This is a genomic window from Microbulbifer maximicatervae (SeqCode) (genome assembly GCF_052468155.1).
Genome location: NZ_CP174335.1, coordinates 4,769,486 through 4,788,171, shown reverse-complemented (window position 1 = coordinate 4,788,171; position 18,686 = coordinate 4,769,486). Strand labels below are relative to the sequence as shown.

Genomic DNA, 18,686 nt, shown 5'->3' with positions numbered 1-18,686 from the left:
GTTACCGCATGGGTGGGACCTCTCCCCGCGAACACATTTATTAAATCACTGTGATTTAATAAAGGCAATACGAAAATTTGCGGAATTTACGCATTGGAATTAGCAAATAAATAAGTAGACCAAAGAGAAGTAGTGATTTTTGCGGTATCTATCTTTGCTTTTGGTGACAGCGCTGCTTGTCTTTCTAAGTAACACTGGTTGCGAGAGAAGGGGATACGGGGCAGTAGATGCTTCTGGTGAGCATCTACCTAAGGATTTGGTTGCGATTCCTGCCTGCTAGTCTTTGGCCAATCCCAGTTGTCCATCGCCCATAAACTCGATGCGTTTGGGGTCGCAGATACCGCCGATAAAGTTGCCCTCGGCATCGTCCCTATTAAAAGCCAGCAGATACCAATGTTGGTCCGGCCCCTGGATAACCCGGCCGGAATAGAGTGATCCCTGCTGGTCTGCGCCGATAAAGCCATCTCCAACGACTTCGTATGGGCCATTCAGATCATCGGCGATAAAATATTTTGTGCCAGTCAGTGGTGTACCCTGCATGGATTGTCGATGGGCAGCGCTGTGGAACTTTGTCGATACTGAGCAGAATAAGTAGTAGCGGCCATGGATGTATTCAATTTGCGGTACTTCCATTTCGCCATACCAGCCGGGAGCCAGTACCGGTTGCCCCACTTTCCAGTGAATTAAGTCCGTTGAACTGGCATAGCCAACTGCGCCACGCCCATCAGGGCTGCCCTGGTTACAGCGCGCAGTGACATACATATGGTAGAGATTCTGCGAGGGGTCCTTAAAGATCCATGGGTCACGCCAGGATGCATCGTGCCAATATTCAAGGTTCAGGCCATCGTAGAAATTGGGATCTAATTCCACCAGGGGGTTGTTGGGGTGTTTTTCCCAGCGTAATAAGTCCTTGGAAGTTGCCAGGCAGACCCGCTGAATCAGGCCTTTCTCCGAATATTTAGTACCGGTATAAAACATATACCAGGTATCGCCTTCTCTGTGTACACAGCCGGTCCAGGTAGTGTAAGAGTCTGCAGCTTCCTCACTGGCGGTTGCAGTTCGAGGTGAGGGTTTTAATGCATCCTGGAGCGTTGTCCAATGAATAAGGTCCGTAGAAACGGCATGACCGACAGATACATTCCAATGGCGCAGCTCAGGATCGCCCAGTGATTTATCGGCTTGAAGGTAAAATACATGGTACTGGTCGCCGTCCTGCGCGAACCAAAAATCCCATACCCATTTATTATCGAGATTAAATGCCATGATATTTACCTCATTGGTGCTGATTGGAAATTTGCCGGTGAGTTATTGCTTTGATTATTCTTAGGGAGCCCAGAGTTATTTTTATGCTTTTCTGGGGTTCCAATTAAGGCGCAATCAGGTAGATATTCTTCCTGGTATGCCGCCCTTTAATAGAACTGTTTTATCCGGTGCAAAAATTGAGTAAAAAGGCAGAATCGCACCGCCTGTGGCGATGGCGTCGACTCCAATTTTTCCACTGACAATTTTGGGCGCAAATACACCTGAAGGCGCCACCTGCTTTATCCTGCGAGAAATCATTTCGACCAGTTCGTCTAATAAAAAGCGGGGTAAATGCGCATCGACAATAATAGCCTCCAGGTCCAGTACGCTGATTGCCGATAGAAATGCATAAACCAGCGCATCTGCACAGTCGTCCAGCCACTCTTGGATCTGAGGGCGGGCCTGGTCCATTACCGTTTCAAGTTCGGAAGTGCTGGTAATTTCGATGCCGCACTCTCGTAAATGTCTGCGCAGCCCAAATAGTGAAGCGCGATTGAGGAGTAGCTCAAATGCCCCTTGGTTTTCAGGGGTACTGCTAAGTTTTGAGGGGGGCACTGGCAGGGAAACCAGGTTGCCCGCATTGCCATGGACGCCGGTTTCCAGGCTGCTATTTAATACCAGACCTCCACCGATAAAGGTTCCGATATAAACGTAGAGAAAATTGGATATGTCCTGGCCATTGCCAAACTGCAATTCGGCAACAGCAGCAGCGGAACAGTCGTTCTCGAAGAAGACCGGCAGATGTGTGCGCTGAGCAACTTCTTCAGCAAAATTAATTTCCTGCCACTGGGCGGCAAGTTCTTCACTCATATTGAGCTCTTCGGTCCAGGCGCCGATAAACCAGGGCATAGCGATACCAACGCCCACTAGTTTCCCTCTGTCTTTAGCGGGTAGGGTATCAGTAAGTGCCTGGAGGCCCGATTTAATTTTTGTCAATAAAAATTCGGGCTCCGGGAATTCAAATTCGTGGCAAATCTTCTTTAGTACTGTGCCACCAAAATCCATTAGTAACAGCTCGATATTGCGCCGTCCCACCTTGATGCCGACAGAGTAAGCACCAGTAGGGCTAATAACGTACATAATCGAGGGTTGGCCTTTGCCGCCCAGTCGGCGCCCCTCTCGCATCACCAGCCCTGCGTTTTCCAAATCATCGACAATCCGGGTAACCGCCTGAGCGGTGAGGTCAGTTTGGCGCGCTAGGTCGGACTTGGAGGCTGCGCCAGTCTTCCGCAGGGTCGTGAGCACCACTCGCTCGTTATAGCGGCGTAAACCACTGGAATTGCTACCTTTACCCATCCGTGCCCCCTGAGATGAAACGTGATCTGATCCGGCCACCGATTGTCCGGTTCTATTGTTAAAAGTGTAACTTTAAAGCCTTTACTTAGTCTATTGGCTTCGTTGGTACTAAGATCCGAGTTTATATAACTTATTGATTAATATAGATTTTTTTGTTTATTGAAGCTTGGCTTTACTTAATTAAATCACTGTGATTTAATTTTTGGCCAAGTTCAAGCAAATCATTCTAAAAATACGCTGCTAGCAGTGAACGAGGAAGTTATGCCGGTCGATTTTGGTCTTCACCCAGTCGATGCGACCATTCTGGTCGTCTATTTTGTTTTCACCATCGCCCTTGGGCTCTTCCTAAGTCGCCGCCACGATACTGCAGAGGACTACTTCCTGGCTGGGAGGAAAATGGTATGGCCCTTGATTGGCTTATCCCTGTTCGCTTCCAATATATCGAGTACCACTTTGATCGGCTTAGCCGGAGATGCTTACAGCACTGGCATAGCGGTCTTCAACTATGAGTGGATGGCGGCGGTTATCCTGGTTTTCTTTGCCGTTTTCTATCTGCCCACAATTCTTCGCTCGCGTATTTACACGATGCCGGAAATGCTTGAGCGTCGCTTTAACAGCACCGCGCGCACTTATTTTTCGGGATTGACTATTTTCCTGAATATTGTGGTTGATACTGCAGGTAGCCTCTATGCAGGGGCCCTGGTAATGAAATTGATATTTCCTGAATTACCAATTTGGACCATGATTTCAATTTTGGCGGTGATCGCGGGTATCTACACCATCTGTGGAGGTTTGGCTGCGGTTATTTATACCGACACCATTCAGGCGCTGCTGCTGATATTTGGTTCAATCCTGATCAGTATTTTTGCCTTGGATCGCGCAGGAGGTTGGGAAAATGTTGTATCCCAGGTCTCGGCGGAACAATTGAGTCTGATACGGCCCATCGGTGATTCGAGTGTGCCCTGGTTGGGGCTAATTACGGGAGTCACTTTGCTGGGTTTTTATTTCTGGTGTACTAACCAATTTATGGTGCAAAGGGTACTCAGTGCAAAAGATGTTAATCACGGCCGCTGGGGAGCCTTATTTGCCGGTCTGCTCAAACTTCCCGTGCTGTTTATCATGGTTCTGCCTGGCACTATGGCGATTGTTATTTTCCCCGAGCTAGAGCGCGCAGATATGGTTTATCCCACTCTGCTATTTGAGCTGCTGCCTGTCGGTATCCTGGGGCTAGTATTGGCTGGTTTTGTTGCTGCACTAATGTCGCAAATTGATTCCACGCTTAATTCAGCTTCCACGCTGGTGACCATGGACTTTGTGCGGAAGTTTTTTCCGGGCCTAAACCAGCACCAGTTAATGCGTGTAGGTCAGCTGGTTACCTTTATCTTTATGATACTTGCCGTACTTTGGGCACCACAGATTGAGAGTTTTGGTTCCTTATTTCAGTATCTGCAGAAGGTGCTTTCCTATGCAGTTCCCCCTGTACTGGCACTTTTCCTGATCGGATTCTTTTGGCGTGGTGCTAACTCCAAGGGAGCTATAGCTACTTTGCTATTAGGTACCTTGGGCGGTGTTGGCCTCTTTTTTGTCAATGAAGTCTTCGACTGGACAAACTTACATTTCCTCTATATTGCTCCAATTTTGTTTGTCTTCTGTTCACTGGTATTGGTGATTACCAGCCTGCTTAATCCAACTGAGATTAGCGAAGAAGCCAAGTCTTTCACTTGGTCTAAAAGCGATTTTGACACTGAGACTGTATCCCTAAAAGCACAGCCATTATGGCAGAACTATCGAGTTCTATCCGTGCTACTGCTTGTCGCTACTGCGTTGGTGGTGGGCTCGTTCTGGTAGCGCGAAGTCAGATTACTTCTATTTTTCACCCCACAGGATGGAAAACTTAAACAATAAAGGCAATACAGGAGGGCTGGACACGGACGAAGTTGACAAAAGGTTGTACTCAGATAGTTGTATCCGTTTAAAAGAATAATCTTATAAAGAAGGTGTTGACTATGAAGTATTTCGTCACAGTGATGTTAGGTTTATTGGCTTCTGTGCAGATTAGTGCAACAGAAAATATTTTGGATCAGTACTTCAACACATCAGATAATGGTGGGACCCTAAGGTACGATACAATATTTCAGTATGGTAAGAGTGGGAATGGTAGCGATTTCGATATGTGCGACAGCTATGTCACCACCCGAATCCCTGGAGACAAGATCACCGCTATAACCAGTTTTAGCGGTGATGAGAGAATCAAAGGGTTAAAGCTCGAATACTTATATGCAGGAGATGAGGAGGTTGGTAAAACCACTATCTCCGGATATCGAAAGTTGCTTGGTGCTACCGAATATATTCAAGGTTGGCGCTTCTATAAAAAGCGCGATGGCAATATTTCCAGGATTCGAGTCTACTTGAAAGACATGGCTGATAACTCAACCCGTGATATTACCTTTGGAGGTAATAATGGCTGGTACAAGTGGGAGGAATACCATCTAAGTATTGAAACCCGGTCAGTAGTTGGATTTGCTGGTACTGCGAGTGATAGTAAAGTTTGGAGTATTTACCCTTGCGTTGCGGATCGTTTGGAGTTGGTGGAATCTGGAGTAGAGATTCATTGGGATCAGATTGTGGAAACTCCCAACAATACCAGGACATTCTTTGGTGAGAGATTGCTTGAGAACTCCGGCAGTATTGCCCAAAACGATAGTACAGAAGTCTGGTATACCGACGGGAAGAGTGAAACAGATACCTGGACTAATACTATGGGGATTTCGGTTACTGCTGGAGTTAGCTTGACCGAGGGCTACAAAGTCGGTGTTCCCGGTACTGTTGAAAATAGTGGTTCCATTACATTCAGTTTTTCTGAGACTTTTAGTGTTTCAACGACCGTTGGGGAAACATCGACCAAAAGCAACCAGGAAACTGTTAAAGATGCCATGCCATCTAATGTACCCGCCTATGGATTGATGATGGCGCGGATGATGGTGGAAAATAGCGAAGTTGAAGTTCCCTATACCACAACGGTCATGAATCCCCATAATGGTGATGAGTTCGAGTTGTCAGGAGTTATCAAAGGTTCCAGCTATTCCAATGCGCGGAAACGCTGGGATGAAGTGGGGCGGGCCTTTCCGACTCGTTATGAAATTTACCAGAGTTATGCTTGGGTGATCGAGTACTATGGGTTGGAAAATGCAAGTTTGATAGATGATCCGGATATTTTCTAGATTGATATTGATAAGAATTGACTGGCCCAAATTATAAAGGGTCAGTCAATCATATGAGATTCTGCTATTCATCATGAAAACGGATTGAGCCTAAGCGAATCCTATCATCTTCACATTCGTAATAACTGAACTTTACAGTTTTCTGGGACATATAGGCGGAAAGTAGAAAAGATACCTTGGTATTGTATATGGTAGAGTCGTCATTAATAAGAAAAAAGGTGTTTTTGCTCACGCAGCTCACCTCTGTCTCTGGATTGACAAATCCTCTAAGTCTGACATCTACACCGTTCGAGTGTACTTTTAAGTAGTAAATTTGCGCCCTCTCTGTCCAAGCGGCTTCGCTGATAAGTGGCAGTGTAAATGGAATACTCAAAAGTAAATATTTTAGAGGCTTCATCCTTGATTCCTTGCCAGTCTATAAGAGGTGATTCAACCAATTCTCTCCGTATTGGTTAACTGACCTATAAAACTATAGCAAATTAAATTGTTAGAATAGGTGGTAGACAGCGTCGTAAAGTGCCCTTCGAGGAAAATATTCACGCCCATACCGGTAGTTTGATTCTGTTATCTGTATGGCGTGAATAAATTAAGGCCACCTGTTGGATATTATGCAGTGGTGGCTTCTGGGAGTTTTAAGTCGCGGTTATGAGTGGCGGCGGGTGTGATAGTGCGAAACAAACTCGTTGAAAGTAGGGCGGACATAAAAACTAAGACGAATAAGGCGCTAGAAACCATTCCACCTGTAATGACAGTGGCTAGGCCGCGATAGATCGCTGCGCTACTTCCGGGGTTAAGCACTAAAGGGATATTGCCAAAGATACAGGTAATTGTTGTAAGCATAATGGGGCGGACACGCAAGCTGGCAGCCATATATATCGCCTCTAATTGATTGGCTCCGTTTTGCAATGACTTATGAAATTGGTTGACCAATAGTATCGCATTATTAACTACCAGCCCCATTAAGATTACAAAGCCGATCATGGTTATTACATCCAGGCTTTGGGGAGTAAACAGATTTAAAACTTGTAAGCTTATCATTCCGCCAGCGAAAGATAAGGGTACAGCACAGAGTACTGCTGCTGCTAACTTTGCGGACCTTTGGGCGAAATACAATAATAAGGCCAATACTGCAATAGCTGCTGCAAAAATCTTTAGAAATTCACTGAGGAACAGGTTGAGTTCATTGGCGCTACCTCTAAACTGTGTATGAAGATCATTGTAGGAACTTTCTGATAAAAACTCTTTTACAGATTGATCAACATCCTCGACAAAAGACTTCATAGCAACGCCTTCGGGAGGAGTCAAGTTTATTGATGCACTCACTTCCTGGCCAACACGAAGTATACTGGCTGGCGCTTGAGTGATTTTGGCGTCAGTCAATTCTCGTAGAGGAATAAAGCCATGATTGTTAATCAGTATCTCTGTATTTAGGAGCATCTCAAGGTTTTGCGGTTCTCTTGCTTTAAAGTAAAAAGGAAGAGTGTTGGTCCCTGTATAGAAATGCCCAATATATATTCCATCGGTTAAAGCCATCATATGATGATTTAATTCCGATATCGTAATACCTAAACGAGCTAATTGTACTAGTTTGGGTTGAAATTCAATACGAACCGCTCTATTTTGAAGTGCGCTACCTTCTTGAATTTGCGCTTCTGGAAACTCTAAGCGTAAATGACTCATCAGCTCACTCCCTGCCATCTGTAGTCGAGATAGCTCTGCCCCTTTGATATCTAACTGGCTAATACGGTTATTGGGCAGGGCAAACCTTAGTAAACCACCTTGTCTGAAATGTATTCGAGTCCCGATTAGTCCAAAGAGAGCTTTTTCATTTAGCCAACTCTTTAGTTCTTCAAAATCCCAGTCCCCTTTTGTGTATAGATAGAGATTGCAATTATTTGGGTTGCAAATTATTCCATAGGTTGAAACTTGGTTCTCTATTTCTTCTCTATTAGCTGTAATTCTATTTACGACCCGTTCCCCAATTTTATTTCTTATGGTCTCTGAGGATAAAGGACTTTCAAAGTTGATATAAACAGAGACCATATTTTGTTTAGGGTCCGGGAGGACATCAATGTTAGGGCTAGAAAAGAAAGTGGCAATGAGTGCGACGGGTAATCCTAACAAAATCACAGTGGAAGCTAGCTTAGGATTGCTTGCAGAACGGATAGAAAGCTTCACCCACCATTCAAGCACCTTATTGATTTTGATACTACTGAATCCCTCCTCAGTAACTGCTGCTTTTCCAAGTAAGTGTCTGGCCAATGAGGGTAGTATTAGTAGAGCAAACAATAGTGATGCTAATAACGCGCTTGAAATTGTGAAGGCCAGGTCTTGAAAAAGCTGCCCTGTTGCTGACTGCATAGCAATAATGGGCAGGAATACTATAACACTGGATATTGTAGATGAAACTAATGGGCCCGAAACTTCTTTGGTTCCCCGCGTGATACTTTCCTGAATATTTATACCCTGCTTGCGCAGTCTTTGAATATTTTCTACGACAATAATTGCTGCATCGACCATTAACCCGATAGAAAGTGCAATCCCTGCAAGTGAAACAACGTTCATGCTTCTATTTCCAAGATACATTCCCAGAACCACCAGAGAGATACAAATGGGAATGCTTAGAAATATTAGGGTTAGAGTTCTGGGGTTACGTAAAAACCAATAAATGACCAGGCAGGCGAGTAGTGATCCCAGCAAGAGGCTTCCGTATACCAGGCTGAGGGAATTCCGAATACCCGTGGAGTCATCCCGGCTTATGGCGAGCTTCATCCCCAATCGATTTAACTCTCCGTCATTTAATTCTTCTATTGTTGATTTGAGCTGGGCGATAGTTTCTAGAACATTGACATTTTCGGTAGGGCGTAGGTAGAAGTATAGAGATCTATTGCCTTCAAGGGCAAAATATAACCAATCTGAAGCTACACGCTCTTTTACCGAAGCAATATCCGAGAGTTGAATGATTTGGCTTTCTCGTGTTGCGATAGGTAGCGTTGAAAGTTCCTCTAGTGGGATCTGCCCCTTAAAATGAAGGGCATAATCTTTTGATCCAATTTTTAGATTTCCTCCCGAGCGATCCGTTAAATTGTTTAGATTTTCGGTTATCTCACTAATGGTTAAAGAGTACCGAGTCATCTTTTCCGGGTCGAACTCAATATCGACCCGTTGGGCAGTGGGTGTGCCGGCTTCTTCAATGGACTCTACACCAGGAACTTTACTAAAGGCTGGCTTTACATGATTTATAAACGCGTCGATTAATTGAAGTTCGGTAGCTGGCTTCTCAGAATATAGGAAAAAAGATCCAAGCGTAGCCCCTGCGCCATTTGCAAAATTGAATACATCCGGTGTGCGAACTTGTGTTGGCCAATTAGGTACTTGGTTGATTTTGGAGAGGACCTCAATATACATTTTCTCCATATTTGCCTCCGAATGGAAGTCAATTACGGTCCAAGCCCAGCTACTATTAACATTGGTTTGCAATTCTTTTAGGTGGCTTAGGCTGGAGAGCTCCTGTTCTAGGGGAGCAATTAGTATTTGTTCAATTTCTTCTGCGGTCTTTCCTGGCCAGGAGGTTGCGAGTGCAATTTGTGGACGATTAATGGATGGGAGTAGGGCGTTTGGTAAATTTATCCCGGCTATAACCCCGGCTATTATTAGGGTAAAGGTACAACAGATGATAATTGAGCTGTATTTCTCCAGGGACTTCATGTGTTTTCCCTCTTTGTAGGAGTAACGGCTTCATTGAGTTGCAACCCTTCGTGACCCAGTACAATCAAAAGATCGCCGGGAGCAATGCTTGAGCGTACGACAAAATAATTATCGAGAGTATCTATTATTTGCACCCTGGTACTAACTGCTCTTTGGTCGTTGTCTAGAGTCCAAACCTTATATTGTCGCCCACTCTCAAGAATTACGGCGTCACTAGGAATTCTAGTAATGTATTCTTGCTCGCTATGACCCGCGAAAGGGGTAAACATAGTTATTTCAAATCGCTGCCCAACCAGTAAGGATTTGAATTTTTGTCTGTTTACTTTAAAGTAGAGATTAAAGTTCTGTGTTTCTGGGTTTACTATATGGCTGATATTTCTGAGTTCAATATCTTGCTCCTTAATTTTGAAGGTGCTATTGCTTAGCAGGCTTTCTTTATTTATGTGTTCTTCAGGGAGACTACATTCAATTTGGTTTTCAGTTAGTGGGAGTAACTGCATAATTCTTTGTCCTGGGTTGAGGTTTTCTCCAGGATTAGCTTCTATGCTTAAAACTTGACTATCGGTTTTTGCGTAGTGCAGTAGTCGTTTAGAACGATATTCAGCTGTATTTAGTTGTTGTTCGAGTCTTTGCTTGGTTAATTGATAGGTGTCCACATTGAGCTTAAGGTTATTTAAATGAGACTGAGAAACCATGTCGGCGGAGCGAAGTTTTTCCAGTCTATCTAGTTCTTCTTCTGCATAGTTAAGTTGGCTTTGTGTTAATTCAATATCGGTGCGAATGATCTTCATTTGCTGGGAAAGATAAAAGCCATCCTGGGTTGCTACTAATTCACCAGCTTTGATAATGGAGCCAACAGGCTTTATTTCTATAAGTTCAGCATCTGAGTGACTAGATATTTGATGTAGGGCAGGGGATGATACAGAGCAAAATAACTTTGTTCTAATAGCTTGCTCCCAGGGTTGCGCTGCTTCTACTAGTACTGTGCGGCTATCGTTGGCAAGGCTATTGGAGCCAATAATTAACAGAATAGGTGGGATGCTACCCATAAAGAGCTTTTTAATTTTACTGTTTCTCATCCTGAGGCTCTGGTCGGTTTTATTTCTGAGTTAATTGCTTAAGCGCGGTAATTAGTATTTAAAATTAAAGAGACTGAAGTGCCTTTAGTATTATATTTGGCTAAAAGGTATTTGGATGAGCTATCTGCTGCAATCTCGGTGCGGTAAGATGAAATCTACAAGGGGTGAGTTGTTCATGTTTAGAATTTTGTAAAATGTTAACTTTTACAATGGATGCTTTTGGCGCCAGAGGCTAGTTTCTACTACATATATTGCAGCGCTTATATGCCCAGCTGGAAATGGCGGCGGGAGTGGTGTTGTGAATATTAGAGTGGCTTGCCTGCTCGGGTTTTCTATCGGCGTAAGTTGAATAGGTCTGTTTGTAACTTACCTAAATGGTAAAGGTGTGCCGATATTATAAGACTTAAATAATTAACTTTAATAATGTGGCCAGTAAAATGTATCTAGGTCTGAGGTGGCCAGGTGTTAGGCTAATTGGTGTTGTGTTAATCGGGTGCACTGATAATGTTCTGTACACCCGAATTGATCTATGCGGAATTTGTGTGGTAGGAGTTAAAATTATAGTTAGAAAGGGCGTTATTCCTCTCGTCTTAACTCCAGACGTTGAGATTCACGTATACGAAAACGCCGCTTGTTTTCTCGCTCTCCATGAATACGTACTCGCTCACCAGATTGCATACCTTTCTGCTTTGCCTCTTTGGCGTCGATAAAGTAGTAGTCACCGGTAGTTTCGTCTTTTACGGAGAAGCGGTGATCCACTTCTCCTGTTTGAAAGTTCTCGGAGATCTCTTCCTCTAACACGCCAGTTACAGTCTCTTCGGCAATCGCTGAAGAGGAAAGGGCGAGAAGTAGGGCTAAGGGTAGATTTTTCATTGCGGTCTTACTCCCCATTAAATTATTCATCGTAAGTTACAGAAACAGTTGCAGAGTTGTTGCTGTTGTCAGTGGTTAGGAATTCAATAGTGATCCCAGCAGATGAGTCAGTAAAGCTGTCCCCGGTAGTTGACAGTGTGGCTACCTGGTTGGCGGTAACATTGTTATTACTGGTGCCGCTAAGATAGTGAACGGTTACCGCATTTTCGTGGTGTGGACGGGGGTTGAGGGTGTCGTGCTCGACGTGGTATTCGATGTAATAGTAGTTTTCTCCATTCCTGCTACCAATACTTTCGGCCTTTAAGAGTTGAGGTAGATCGCCACTAAGCTCACCAGCAGTAAGTTCTATGGCTTGAAACTCAATACTAGTGGTGCTGCCTGCGACCGCCTCAATAGTTTCAGTGTATCCGGGGAATGAGTCATACCAGCCCATATAGTCACGATGACCGCTCCCAAAGAGTCGTGATTGCCAAGCATTGCCCATTAGGGAGCCGTCACTACCATATTCACTCTCACCGCTATCGTTGGTATCCCCATCATTATTATCGTCATTGCCGGCGTGGCTCAGGCCAATATTGTGCCCAATTTCATGGCCCATAATCAGTTGATCACTATCTGCAATTATCATGCTCCAGCGGCCTCCGACAGAGGCGACTCCCGTGCCAACCAGCCCAGTACTGGCCGCAGCTTCCGGGAAAATGTAGACCCGATGACGCCAATCGTTGAGTTCTACAGGTTGGTTGTTGGAGTCTACGTAATTGCTTTCGATCCAACTGGTTGCCCTATCTCTCCATGTATAGCCGCTATCGTTATATTCACTGCCCGAGCGAGATTCCGCATCTTCGATGCTCAATACACCACCATTCTGACTGTCGGCAATGTTGTAGGTAAAGCAGTCTATAGAAGTGCTCTCATCATTGTCTTCACCGTAGCAGTATTGATCTAGTGAGGTGTCATTGCTTAGATGGCGGCTGAACTTTAGTTGTCCCAGGGAGTTTTCATGGTAGGCATTATCAAGAGAATCTGTGTCATTGAAAGCCATATTTGCAATTTGGGTAATGCTGAGATTATCTCCTACGGCGGCATCTGAGAAGTTCATAAAGATAAAGACAATGCTGCTTTCAGTGGCTTCGATGGTTTGAATAGAGAACACTACAGAGAGGGCACTACCATCGGTGAGCTGAAAAGAGATTGTGTCCTCTACGGAGTCACCATCATTCAGATTCTGGGAACTGGTGTTTAATTGATATTCCCAGTTTCCACTTTCATAGAGAGTAAAATCCCCATAGTTTCCGGCCACACTGCTGGCTTGAAAGGTGGGGCTATTACTATCGGTATCTTCGAGGCTGAGAGTGCCACTGGCATACTCTTGTGTCCCTACGATAAGTGATGCCAGGGGACTACTGGGGTTAAAAGTGTAGCCCCCCGTTTCTTCATCACTGTCGTCGTCCCCGTTATCGGAATCATCAGAACCACTGTTGTCTCCGCCGTCGGTACTTGTTTCGGTTTCAGTAGTCTCATCGTTGGAATTACTACTGCCGGATCCTCCTCCACAAGCTGTAAGGAGAACCGATAAACTGAATGCTGTAAGGAATTTTAGGGTATCAGGCATGACAAACTCGACGTATTTCTTAATCTAATTGAGCAAGGCGATTTGTAATTGATGGACAGCTGCTCAGTGGCCCGGTTCCTGCTGATTATTAGTTAAATAACTATATTTGGATTCTGGGTCACCTAAGGCAAAATAGCTATCGCTTTTTTGGCAGGTTGTGACGGTGTTGGATCAATTGCTATTAGCGCCTGTAAGTAGTGTGAACCCCGTTTGAGCAATTGATGACAGGGTTCAAAAAGTTAACTAGGTGTAATGAGTAGGATAAAGGAATGAGACCTATATTTGAACGTAGAGTGCACTTAACCCCATTTGCTTTTTTGCACAGGTGGGAGTCTGAAATTGGGGTGTTTTTAGTTGGGGTTGATTAGAGGGAAATATGGATGTTGTCTTTCGTTGAAACAATCAAAGAAGGTGGAAGGAAGGGTAGGTTAATTGTTGTTGTGGCCGGTATAGGACTTTTGATCGCCGTGATATATCAACTGGCTACTCGCCTAAACCTTAATACAGCTTATTCTGTCGGAGAGATTATAGACTCACTTCATGGGGTAGAAGTTTATTACAATGGAGGAGTTAATAATGTTGAAGAGCGCAACACCTCGGAAGACGGTTATAATCTTGGTCTAAGGTACCAGTGTGTTGAGTTTGTTAAGCGCTATTATTACGAGCGATTTGGGCATCGAATGCCGGATACATTTGGACATGCTAGAGATTTTTTTGACCTGACAGTCCAGCACGGGAGTGTGAATACCAAAAGAGGATTACTGCAGTTTCACAACCAAGGTAATACCCCTCCGAATATTGGCGATATCGTTGTTTATAGCCCCTCCCTTTTTAACCCTTATGGCCATGTAGCTATCGTTTCTATGGTAGATATAGAGAATGCTACCCTGGAGATTATTCAGCAGAACGCGGGTCCATTTTCTCCCTCCCGAGAGCGTTACCCACTTATTTTCATGCCCTCAGGGCAATGGTATGTAGAGAATAACCGTATTCTCGGATGGTTGCGCAAAGAGTGATCAACTTTTCAGAGGGTTATTTAATGGAAAACCCCCTCCATTAATCTCGGTCAAAAGCCATTTATCTGATTCCAGTACCGCTGGTCTTATCCGATGGTATGGGCCTGGAAGGTTGGTAGTGTGCTTCCCACGAATGGAGGCAATTATGAAACTATATTCTCTTTGGGCGCTATCTCTACTGATTGGTAGCGCTACTAGCCAGGCGGATGCCCTTGAATCACAGTGGGAGCTGGCGATGACAGCCGCTTATGATCGCGCTTCTGATAGCTCACTTTTTGAGGCGCAATCAAGTGTGTCTCGGCAAGCTTTACTACAGGGGGCACTACAGTATGAAGCTTGGGAAGGGCAGATCTCTGCATTCCACCAGGCAGAGCGCGGTGGCAGTGAAGACTCAGAGTTGGTAGTTGAGGAGCTTTTCTGGCAGGTGAGCTGGCAGGACTGGGATTGGTTGCTGGGCAAACGCCGCCTGGACTTTGGTGTTGGTTATGGTCATCGACCGCTGGATTGGTTTCTACCCATAGAGCGGAATCCGGTATCACTTCAAGTGAGCGAAGGAGTTGGGGTGGTGTCTGCCAGTCGTTTCACTGAGAATGGAGAGCTAAGTGTAATGCTGGTGGATGCCGGTATCAGCCAGGCCTCTGGGGGTGACCACCCAAAGGGATTTGCCATGCGCTGGTATCAGCTTGGAACTAGTGCCGAGTGGCAGTTACTGGGTTACATGGATGATCAGCGAGGTATGAACTTAGGGGGAAGCTGGGTTAATACTTATGGAGAGCAATGGGAGATCCATACAGAATGGCGCTACCAGCAAGAATACTGGCGCTGGCGAGCCCCAGCTTTGACGGCTATGCCAAAACAGGAGCAGATGGATGATGGCTGGCAAGCTCTTATAGGGATGACATGGGCAAACAGCATTGGGCATTCGGTTATTTTAGAGTACTGGTTTGATAGTCGGGCCTGGGGGAAAAGCGAATGGGAGCAGGTGTTTGATAACAGCTTGTGGTACCAAAATCAGGGAGTGCAGTGGGATGGCCTCCGCCAATCCTCAGCAATGGCCTTTTTAAGTGATAATACCCTGAGGCACAATTTACTTTTACATTGGACGCTTACCAATAATGAGTACCATCCAAAAGTAGATTTAATATACACGCCTGAAGATGGTGGCCTTATTTTAACTATCGGGGGTGAGAGGGAGATGGCGGACGATTGGGTACTTGGAACATCCGTAAGATATTTTGCTGGTCCTGATGAGTCTGCTTTTGCGCAGCTTCAAAACCAGGCTGTATTTACCTTGAGTACGACTATTGTTTTTTGAGTGGAGTTAAGGGTGAATCTGTTAAGAGAGTGCTTACGTACATTGATAATTTGTGTGGTGGTGGCGGTAATTACCCAGGCTATCTGGGGGGGGAGCTATGCAGTTCACGGCGTAATTTCTCTGGCGTATGGATTTATAGCGACATCCACGAGGCAGGTAGTCGAGTTTTTCAAGCCCACCTGGCCCTCAAAAGTAAAGTATGCGGTAGTGAGTTTAGCGGCAACTGTACTGGGAACTCTACATGCTTGGTGGTGGATATCGGGTTTTGGGGAGTTTCGGGCACTTGATTTTTTAGTTATTGCCATTCTTCTTTCCATTTTTCTCTATCAAGTTCATCTTAACCGGGAGCAATCTCACCAGCTTGAGAGGGAACGTCAGGAAGCTGAATTGTTAAAGCTTGAACAACAAAAGACTCTTGCTCAAAGCCAGCTAAAAGTGCTGCAAAGCCAGATAGAGCCTCATTTTCTTTTCAATACTCTGGCCAATCTAAAAATGCTAATTCGTCACGACCCTCAAAAGGCAGAAGACCTACTGGATAACTTTAGTGATCTCTTGCGAATTAGCTTGAAAAAATCCCGTTCCGATCAGGTATCTTTAAAGGTTGAGCTTAGCAGTTTGAAATGCTATTTAGAGATTCAAAAGATACGCCTGGGGGAAAGGTTAGAGTATGAAGTTGATTTATCAGGGGATGTGAGTTTAGAGACATTTGTTCCCCCGTTACTTGTGCAACCCTTAGTCGAAAATGCAATTTTTCATGGCATTGAGCCTGCTGCTAAAGGTGGACTGGTCAGGTTGCGGGTGAAGCAGAAAGAAAACCAGTGGGTTATTGAGGTGGAAGACAATGGTGTGGGGCTCGCTACTGGAGCTAATAAACTTAACCCCAGCAAACATAATGGGATTGCGCTAAGCAATATTAGGGAGCGACTTTCCACCCTTTACCAAGAGCGTGGTAAGCTACTGATTCAAAGTAATAATCAGGGCGGGGTAACTGCCCGTTTGGAGTTTCCATGCGTGCCATAATTGCAGACGATGAGCCTTTATTGCGTCACCATCTTGACCAAATGCTTGCCGATATTTTTCCTGAGCTTGAGATTGCTGGTAAAGCCTGTGATGGCCGCGAGGCGTTAGCCCTATGCCAACAAGAGGAGCCTGATGTAGTTTTTCTCGATATTCGCATGCCTGGAATGGATGGATTGGCTGTTGCTGAGGCTCTTAACAAATTAAAAACAAATCCTATTGTTGTATTTATCACAGCCTATGATGAGTATGCTGTAAGTGCTTTTGAGCATGAGGCAGCCGACTACCTGCTAAAACCTATTGATGACAAGCGGCTGGAAAAAGCTTGTGATCGTATTCGGCAGCGCCTGAGAGACCGGGAAGAGGGTAACCTAAAGTCAGGACCTGATATTGAGGCGTTGCTGAGACAGCTTTCCTTAAGTAGACCCGAGTACCTTCGCTGGATTAAGGCAAGCAAAGGCGAAGATATTCATCTGATTGCCTGCGATGAGGTTTCGGCATTTGTGGCAGAGGACAAATATACGACGGTTTACTCTGGTCAGGGTGAGCATATTATTAGAACCCCACTAAAGGAGTTGTTAGTTCAGTTGGAGCCAGATTTATTTTGGCAAATCCACCGTTCTACAATTGTCTGTGTGAAGCGCATTCAAAAAGTATGCCGTGGAATAACTGGCGGTGTATCTGTGGTGATGGATGACGGGCGTCAATATACGGTGAGTCGCAGGGCTGCTTCGTTGTTTAAAACAATGTAGCAATTAACAATTTATAATTATCTTAACTTAGGGGGGGAATTGATCCCTCCAATTAAGTTGATATGTATGTCAGAGATTCATATCTGCTACCTAAGATTTAGTAACTTTACCGCCCTTATTTTTGATGGCCGGACATTCAGATTGGTTTGGTACCGAGAGATCTTTAATCTAAATGCTCCAACTGCCGCTGATTAAAGGGAGGGTGATAAGATGGGATTGCGATAAGAGACTATAGCGTTAAAGATGATATGGGCTTTATTGAATTACTATTAAAGCCGAGCTTCAAACTTAATCGGATTTCAATTGCTAAGACTTTGGGGTGGTTGCTGTTTGGGTTTGAATTTGGACGCTTGTTTATATGTTTACATGCTATTGCTAAATGAATTGACTAGTAATCTTGTGCGAGCTGAGGGGGTTGTTTTTTGTAATTGTCGGTAATTTACTTTAGGGGTTTGATTGGCATAATTGCCCGCGACTTGAGGGGTGTGGTGTTTTTTTAATTGTAGATTAACTATTTTGGTGGATTTGAGTTTGTTCATGCCTGGTGCTTGAGGTTCTATCTGAAGGTCTATTTTATGCTCTTTTGGCTTGTTAAATAGGCTAAGATTTTTCTTTATGGTTTTTCTATTTTAGGCCATTTTCTTAAATGGCTGGGAAGGTATGTATGCTGCCTTCTTCCAGAGAGTGCGTAATCTATTTTCCTCTTGTAATGACAGGTATTCTGCTGTGAGTACCTGTGTGTGAATTTTCTCCGATAATTAATGGAATAATTATGTTGGATAGTTTTAAGTTGGACCCTTCTTCTGTAGAAGGAGTTGAGGGTCTAATTGAGGTGAAATCTCCCTACTTTGCACTAGAGGCTTTACATTTTGACGCTGACGGCTGGCTTGTTGCTAAAGTGCCTGTGCAATGTCAAAGCACATATGAAAGTAGTTTAATGGATGTCGCGGAGATTGGTCGACACTTGGCAATTTTGGGCTCTTGTTTTGGCGCTTTGGCCAATCCAGTGAGATCCAAGCATTACTACTTGGCGCGCAAAGCTGATTTGAAAACTTATGATAGCTTTGTTTCTGATATGCGCCCTGATCACCTTCTGGCCCGAACCAAAGCCGTATTTACCAATAAGAGAGAGTTGGTTGCTGAGGCTGAATTGTTAGACCCTGCTGGTGAAGTGGCGGCACGACTTAACGTGAAATATCATGTAATGCGGCAGCGATCTTTCCATAAGATATATAGTGATAGTATCCATGCTATTACTCCTGTTGTTAGCGATATTAATCCTTACTCCAAAAGTATTGATATTAATGTACATAATATTGATCTAATGTCTCTGACGGCAAGTATCGGTAGAGTTACTCCAGAAATGTGCATGGGGCATTTTGATCGGGTGAAAGCGTTGCCCGTTGCTATTGCCTCGCAGAGCCTTATTAAGGAACCTCTGAATAATTCCAAGCCAATATTGGTAATATTCACCTACCCATCAAGACTACGATGA

General features: G+C 44.5%; 14 protein-coding genes. 7 read left to right on the top strand and 7 right to left on the bottom strand.

Annotated features, from left to right (window positions below):
- Nucleotides 1–276 precede the first annotated feature (276 nt).
- Together ACJJIY_RS20590 and ACJJIY_RS20585 are read right to left on the bottom strand one after the other, a co-directional pair.
- Nucleotides 277–1,263 (bottom strand): glycoside hydrolase family protein, encoded by a 987-nt coding sequence (locus ACJJIY_RS20590; RefSeq protein WP_445358730.1) that lies wholly within the window; start codon nt 1,261–1,263, stop codon nt 277–279.
- 114 nt (nt 1,264–1,377) lie between these two features.
- Complete coding sequence (locus tag ACJJIY_RS20585) at nt 1,378–2,598, bottom strand: ROK family protein (protein WP_445358729.1); 1,221 nt, start codon at nt 2,596–2,598, stop codon at nt 1,378–1,380.
- A gap of 246 nt (nt 2,599–2,844) precedes the next feature.
- Between ACJJIY_RS20585 and ACJJIY_RS20580 the strand changes: the two genes are divergently transcribed.
- The gene (locus ACJJIY_RS20580) at nt 2,845–4,446 is read left to right on the top strand and encodes a sodium:solute symporter (RefSeq protein WP_445358728.1); all 1,602 of its coding nucleotides are present in this window, start codon (nt 2,845–2,847) and stop codon (nt 4,444–4,446) included.
- A gap of 158 nt (nt 4,447–4,604) precedes the next feature.
- On the top strand, nt 4,605–5,819 hold the full coding sequence (locus ACJJIY_RS20575) for a hypothetical protein (protein WP_445358727.1): 1,215 nt from the start codon (nt 4,605–4,607) through the stop codon (nt 5,817–5,819).
- A 64-nt stretch (nt 5,820–5,883) separates the two neighbouring features.
- Here ACJJIY_RS20575 and ACJJIY_RS20570 read toward each other — a convergent pair whose 3' ends face one another.
- From ACJJIY_RS20570 to ACJJIY_RS20550, 5 genes are all read right to left on the bottom strand, one after another.
- Nucleotides 5,884–6,216, bottom strand: a complete 333-nt coding sequence (locus ACJJIY_RS20570) for a hypothetical protein (protein ID WP_445355986.1) — start codon at nt 6,214–6,216, stop codon at nt 5,884–5,886.
- Nucleotides 6,217–6,425: 209 nt separating this feature from the next.
- Complete coding sequence (locus ACJJIY_RS20565) at nt 6,426–9,527, bottom strand: efflux RND transporter permease subunit (RefSeq protein ID WP_445358726.1); 3,102 nt, start codon at nt 9,525–9,527, stop codon at nt 6,426–6,428.
- Nucleotides 9,524–10,606, bottom strand: coding sequence for an efflux RND transporter periplasmic adaptor subunit (locus ACJJIY_RS20560; RefSeq protein ID WP_445358725.1), 1,083 nt, complete (start codon nt 10,604–10,606; stop codon nt 9,524–9,526). Before ACJJIY_RS20560 ends, ACJJIY_RS20565 begins: the two co-directional genes overlap by 4 nt.
- A 576-nt stretch (nt 10,607–11,182) precedes the next feature.
- Nucleotides 11,183–11,479 carry a hypothetical protein gene (locus tag ACJJIY_RS20555; RefSeq protein ID WP_444896582.1) on the bottom strand — a complete coding sequence of 99 codons (297 nt, stop codon included), beginning with the start codon at nt 11,477–11,479 and terminating at the stop codon, nt 11,183–11,185.
- Between the two features lie 22 nt (nt 11,480–11,501).
- Complete coding sequence (locus ACJJIY_RS20550) at nt 11,502–13,091, bottom strand: VCBS domain-containing protein (protein WP_445358724.1); 1,590 nt, start codon at nt 13,089–13,091, stop codon at nt 11,502–11,504.
- A 380-nt stretch (nt 13,092–13,471) separates the two neighbouring features.
- Here ACJJIY_RS20550 and ACJJIY_RS20545 point away from each other — a divergent pair, with 380 nt between their 5' ends.
- The 5 genes from ACJJIY_RS20545 to ACJJIY_RS20525 all read left to right on the top strand — a co-directional run bounded on the left by ACJJIY_RS20545 (nt 13,472) and on the right by ACJJIY_RS20525 (nt 18,686).
- On the top strand, nt 13,472–14,107 hold the full coding sequence (locus ACJJIY_RS20545; RefSeq protein WP_445358723.1) for a CHAP domain-containing protein: 636 nt from the start codon (nt 13,472–13,474) through the stop codon (nt 14,105–14,107).
- 145 nt (nt 14,108–14,252) lie between these two features.
- Nucleotides 14,253–15,422 carry a hypothetical protein gene (locus ACJJIY_RS20540; RefSeq protein ID WP_445358722.1) on the top strand — a complete coding sequence of 390 codons (1,170 nt, stop codon included), beginning with the start codon at nt 14,253–14,255 and terminating at the stop codon, nt 15,420–15,422.
- A gap of 207 nt (nt 15,423–15,629) precedes the next feature.
- Nucleotides 15,630–16,442 (top strand): sensor histidine kinase, encoded by an 813-nt coding sequence (locus ACJJIY_RS20535; protein WP_445358721.1) that lies wholly within the window; start codon nt 15,630–15,632, stop codon nt 16,440–16,442.
- Nucleotides 16,430–17,191: a LytR/AlgR family response regulator transcription factor gene (locus ACJJIY_RS20530; protein ID WP_445358720.1), complete on the top strand. Its 762-nt coding sequence runs from the start codon at nt 16,430–16,432 to the stop codon at nt 17,189–17,191. Before ACJJIY_RS20535 ends, ACJJIY_RS20530 begins: the two co-directional genes overlap by 13 nt.
- Nucleotides 17,192–17,963: 772 nt before the next feature.
- Nucleotides 17,964–18,686, top strand: a complete 723-nt coding sequence (locus ACJJIY_RS20525) for a hypothetical protein (protein WP_445358719.1) — start codon at nt 17,964–17,966, stop codon at nt 18,684–18,686.

Excerpts from the sequence above, each read along its gene's own strand:
- ACJJIY_RS20590 (WP_445358730.1), bottom strand. The coding sequence starts at position 1,263 with ATGGCATTTAATCTCGATAATAAATGGGTATGGGATTTTTGGTTCGCG.
- ACJJIY_RS20560 (WP_445358725.1), bottom strand. The coding sequence starts at position 10,606 with ATGAGAAACAGTAAAATTAAAAAGCTCTTTATGGGTAGCATCCCACCT.
- ACJJIY_RS20530 (WP_445358720.1), top strand. The coding sequence starts at position 16,430 with ATGCGTGCCATAATTGCAGACGATGAGCCTTTATTGCGTCACCATCTT.
- ACJJIY_RS20565 (WP_445358726.1), bottom strand. The coding sequence starts at position 9,527 with ATGAAGTCCCTGGAGAAATACAGCTCAATTATCATCTGTTGTACCTTT.
- ACJJIY_RS20550 (WP_445358724.1), bottom strand. The coding sequence starts at position 13,091 with ATGCCTGATACCCTAAAATTCCTTACAGCATTCAGTTTATCGGTTCTC.
- ACJJIY_RS20585 (WP_445358729.1), bottom strand. The coding sequence starts at position 2,598 with ATGGGTAAAGGTAGCAATTCCAGTGGTTTACGCCGCTATAACGAGCGA.
- ACJJIY_RS20555 (WP_444896582.1), bottom strand. The coding sequence starts at position 11,479 with ATGAAAAATCTACCCTTAGCCCTACTTCTCGCCCTTTCCTCTTCAGCG.
- ACJJIY_RS20540 (WP_445358722.1), top strand. The coding sequence starts at position 14,253 with ATGAAACTATATTCTCTTTGGGCGCTATCTCTACTGATTGGTAGCGCT.
- ACJJIY_RS20570 (WP_445355986.1), bottom strand. The coding sequence starts at position 6,216 with ATGAAGCCTCTAAAATATTTACTTTTGAGTATTCCATTTACACTGCCA.
- ACJJIY_RS20525 (WP_445358719.1), top strand. The coding sequence starts at position 17,964 with ATGTTGGATAGTTTTAAGTTGGACCCTTCTTCTGTAGAAGGAGTTGAG.
- ACJJIY_RS20575 (WP_445358727.1), top strand. The coding sequence starts at position 4,605 with ATGAAGTATTTCGTCACAGTGATGTTAGGTTTATTGGCTTCTGTGCAG.
- ACJJIY_RS20545 (WP_445358723.1), top strand. The coding sequence starts at position 13,472 with ATGTTGTCTTTCGTTGAAACAATCAAAGAAGGTGGAAGGAAGGGTAGG.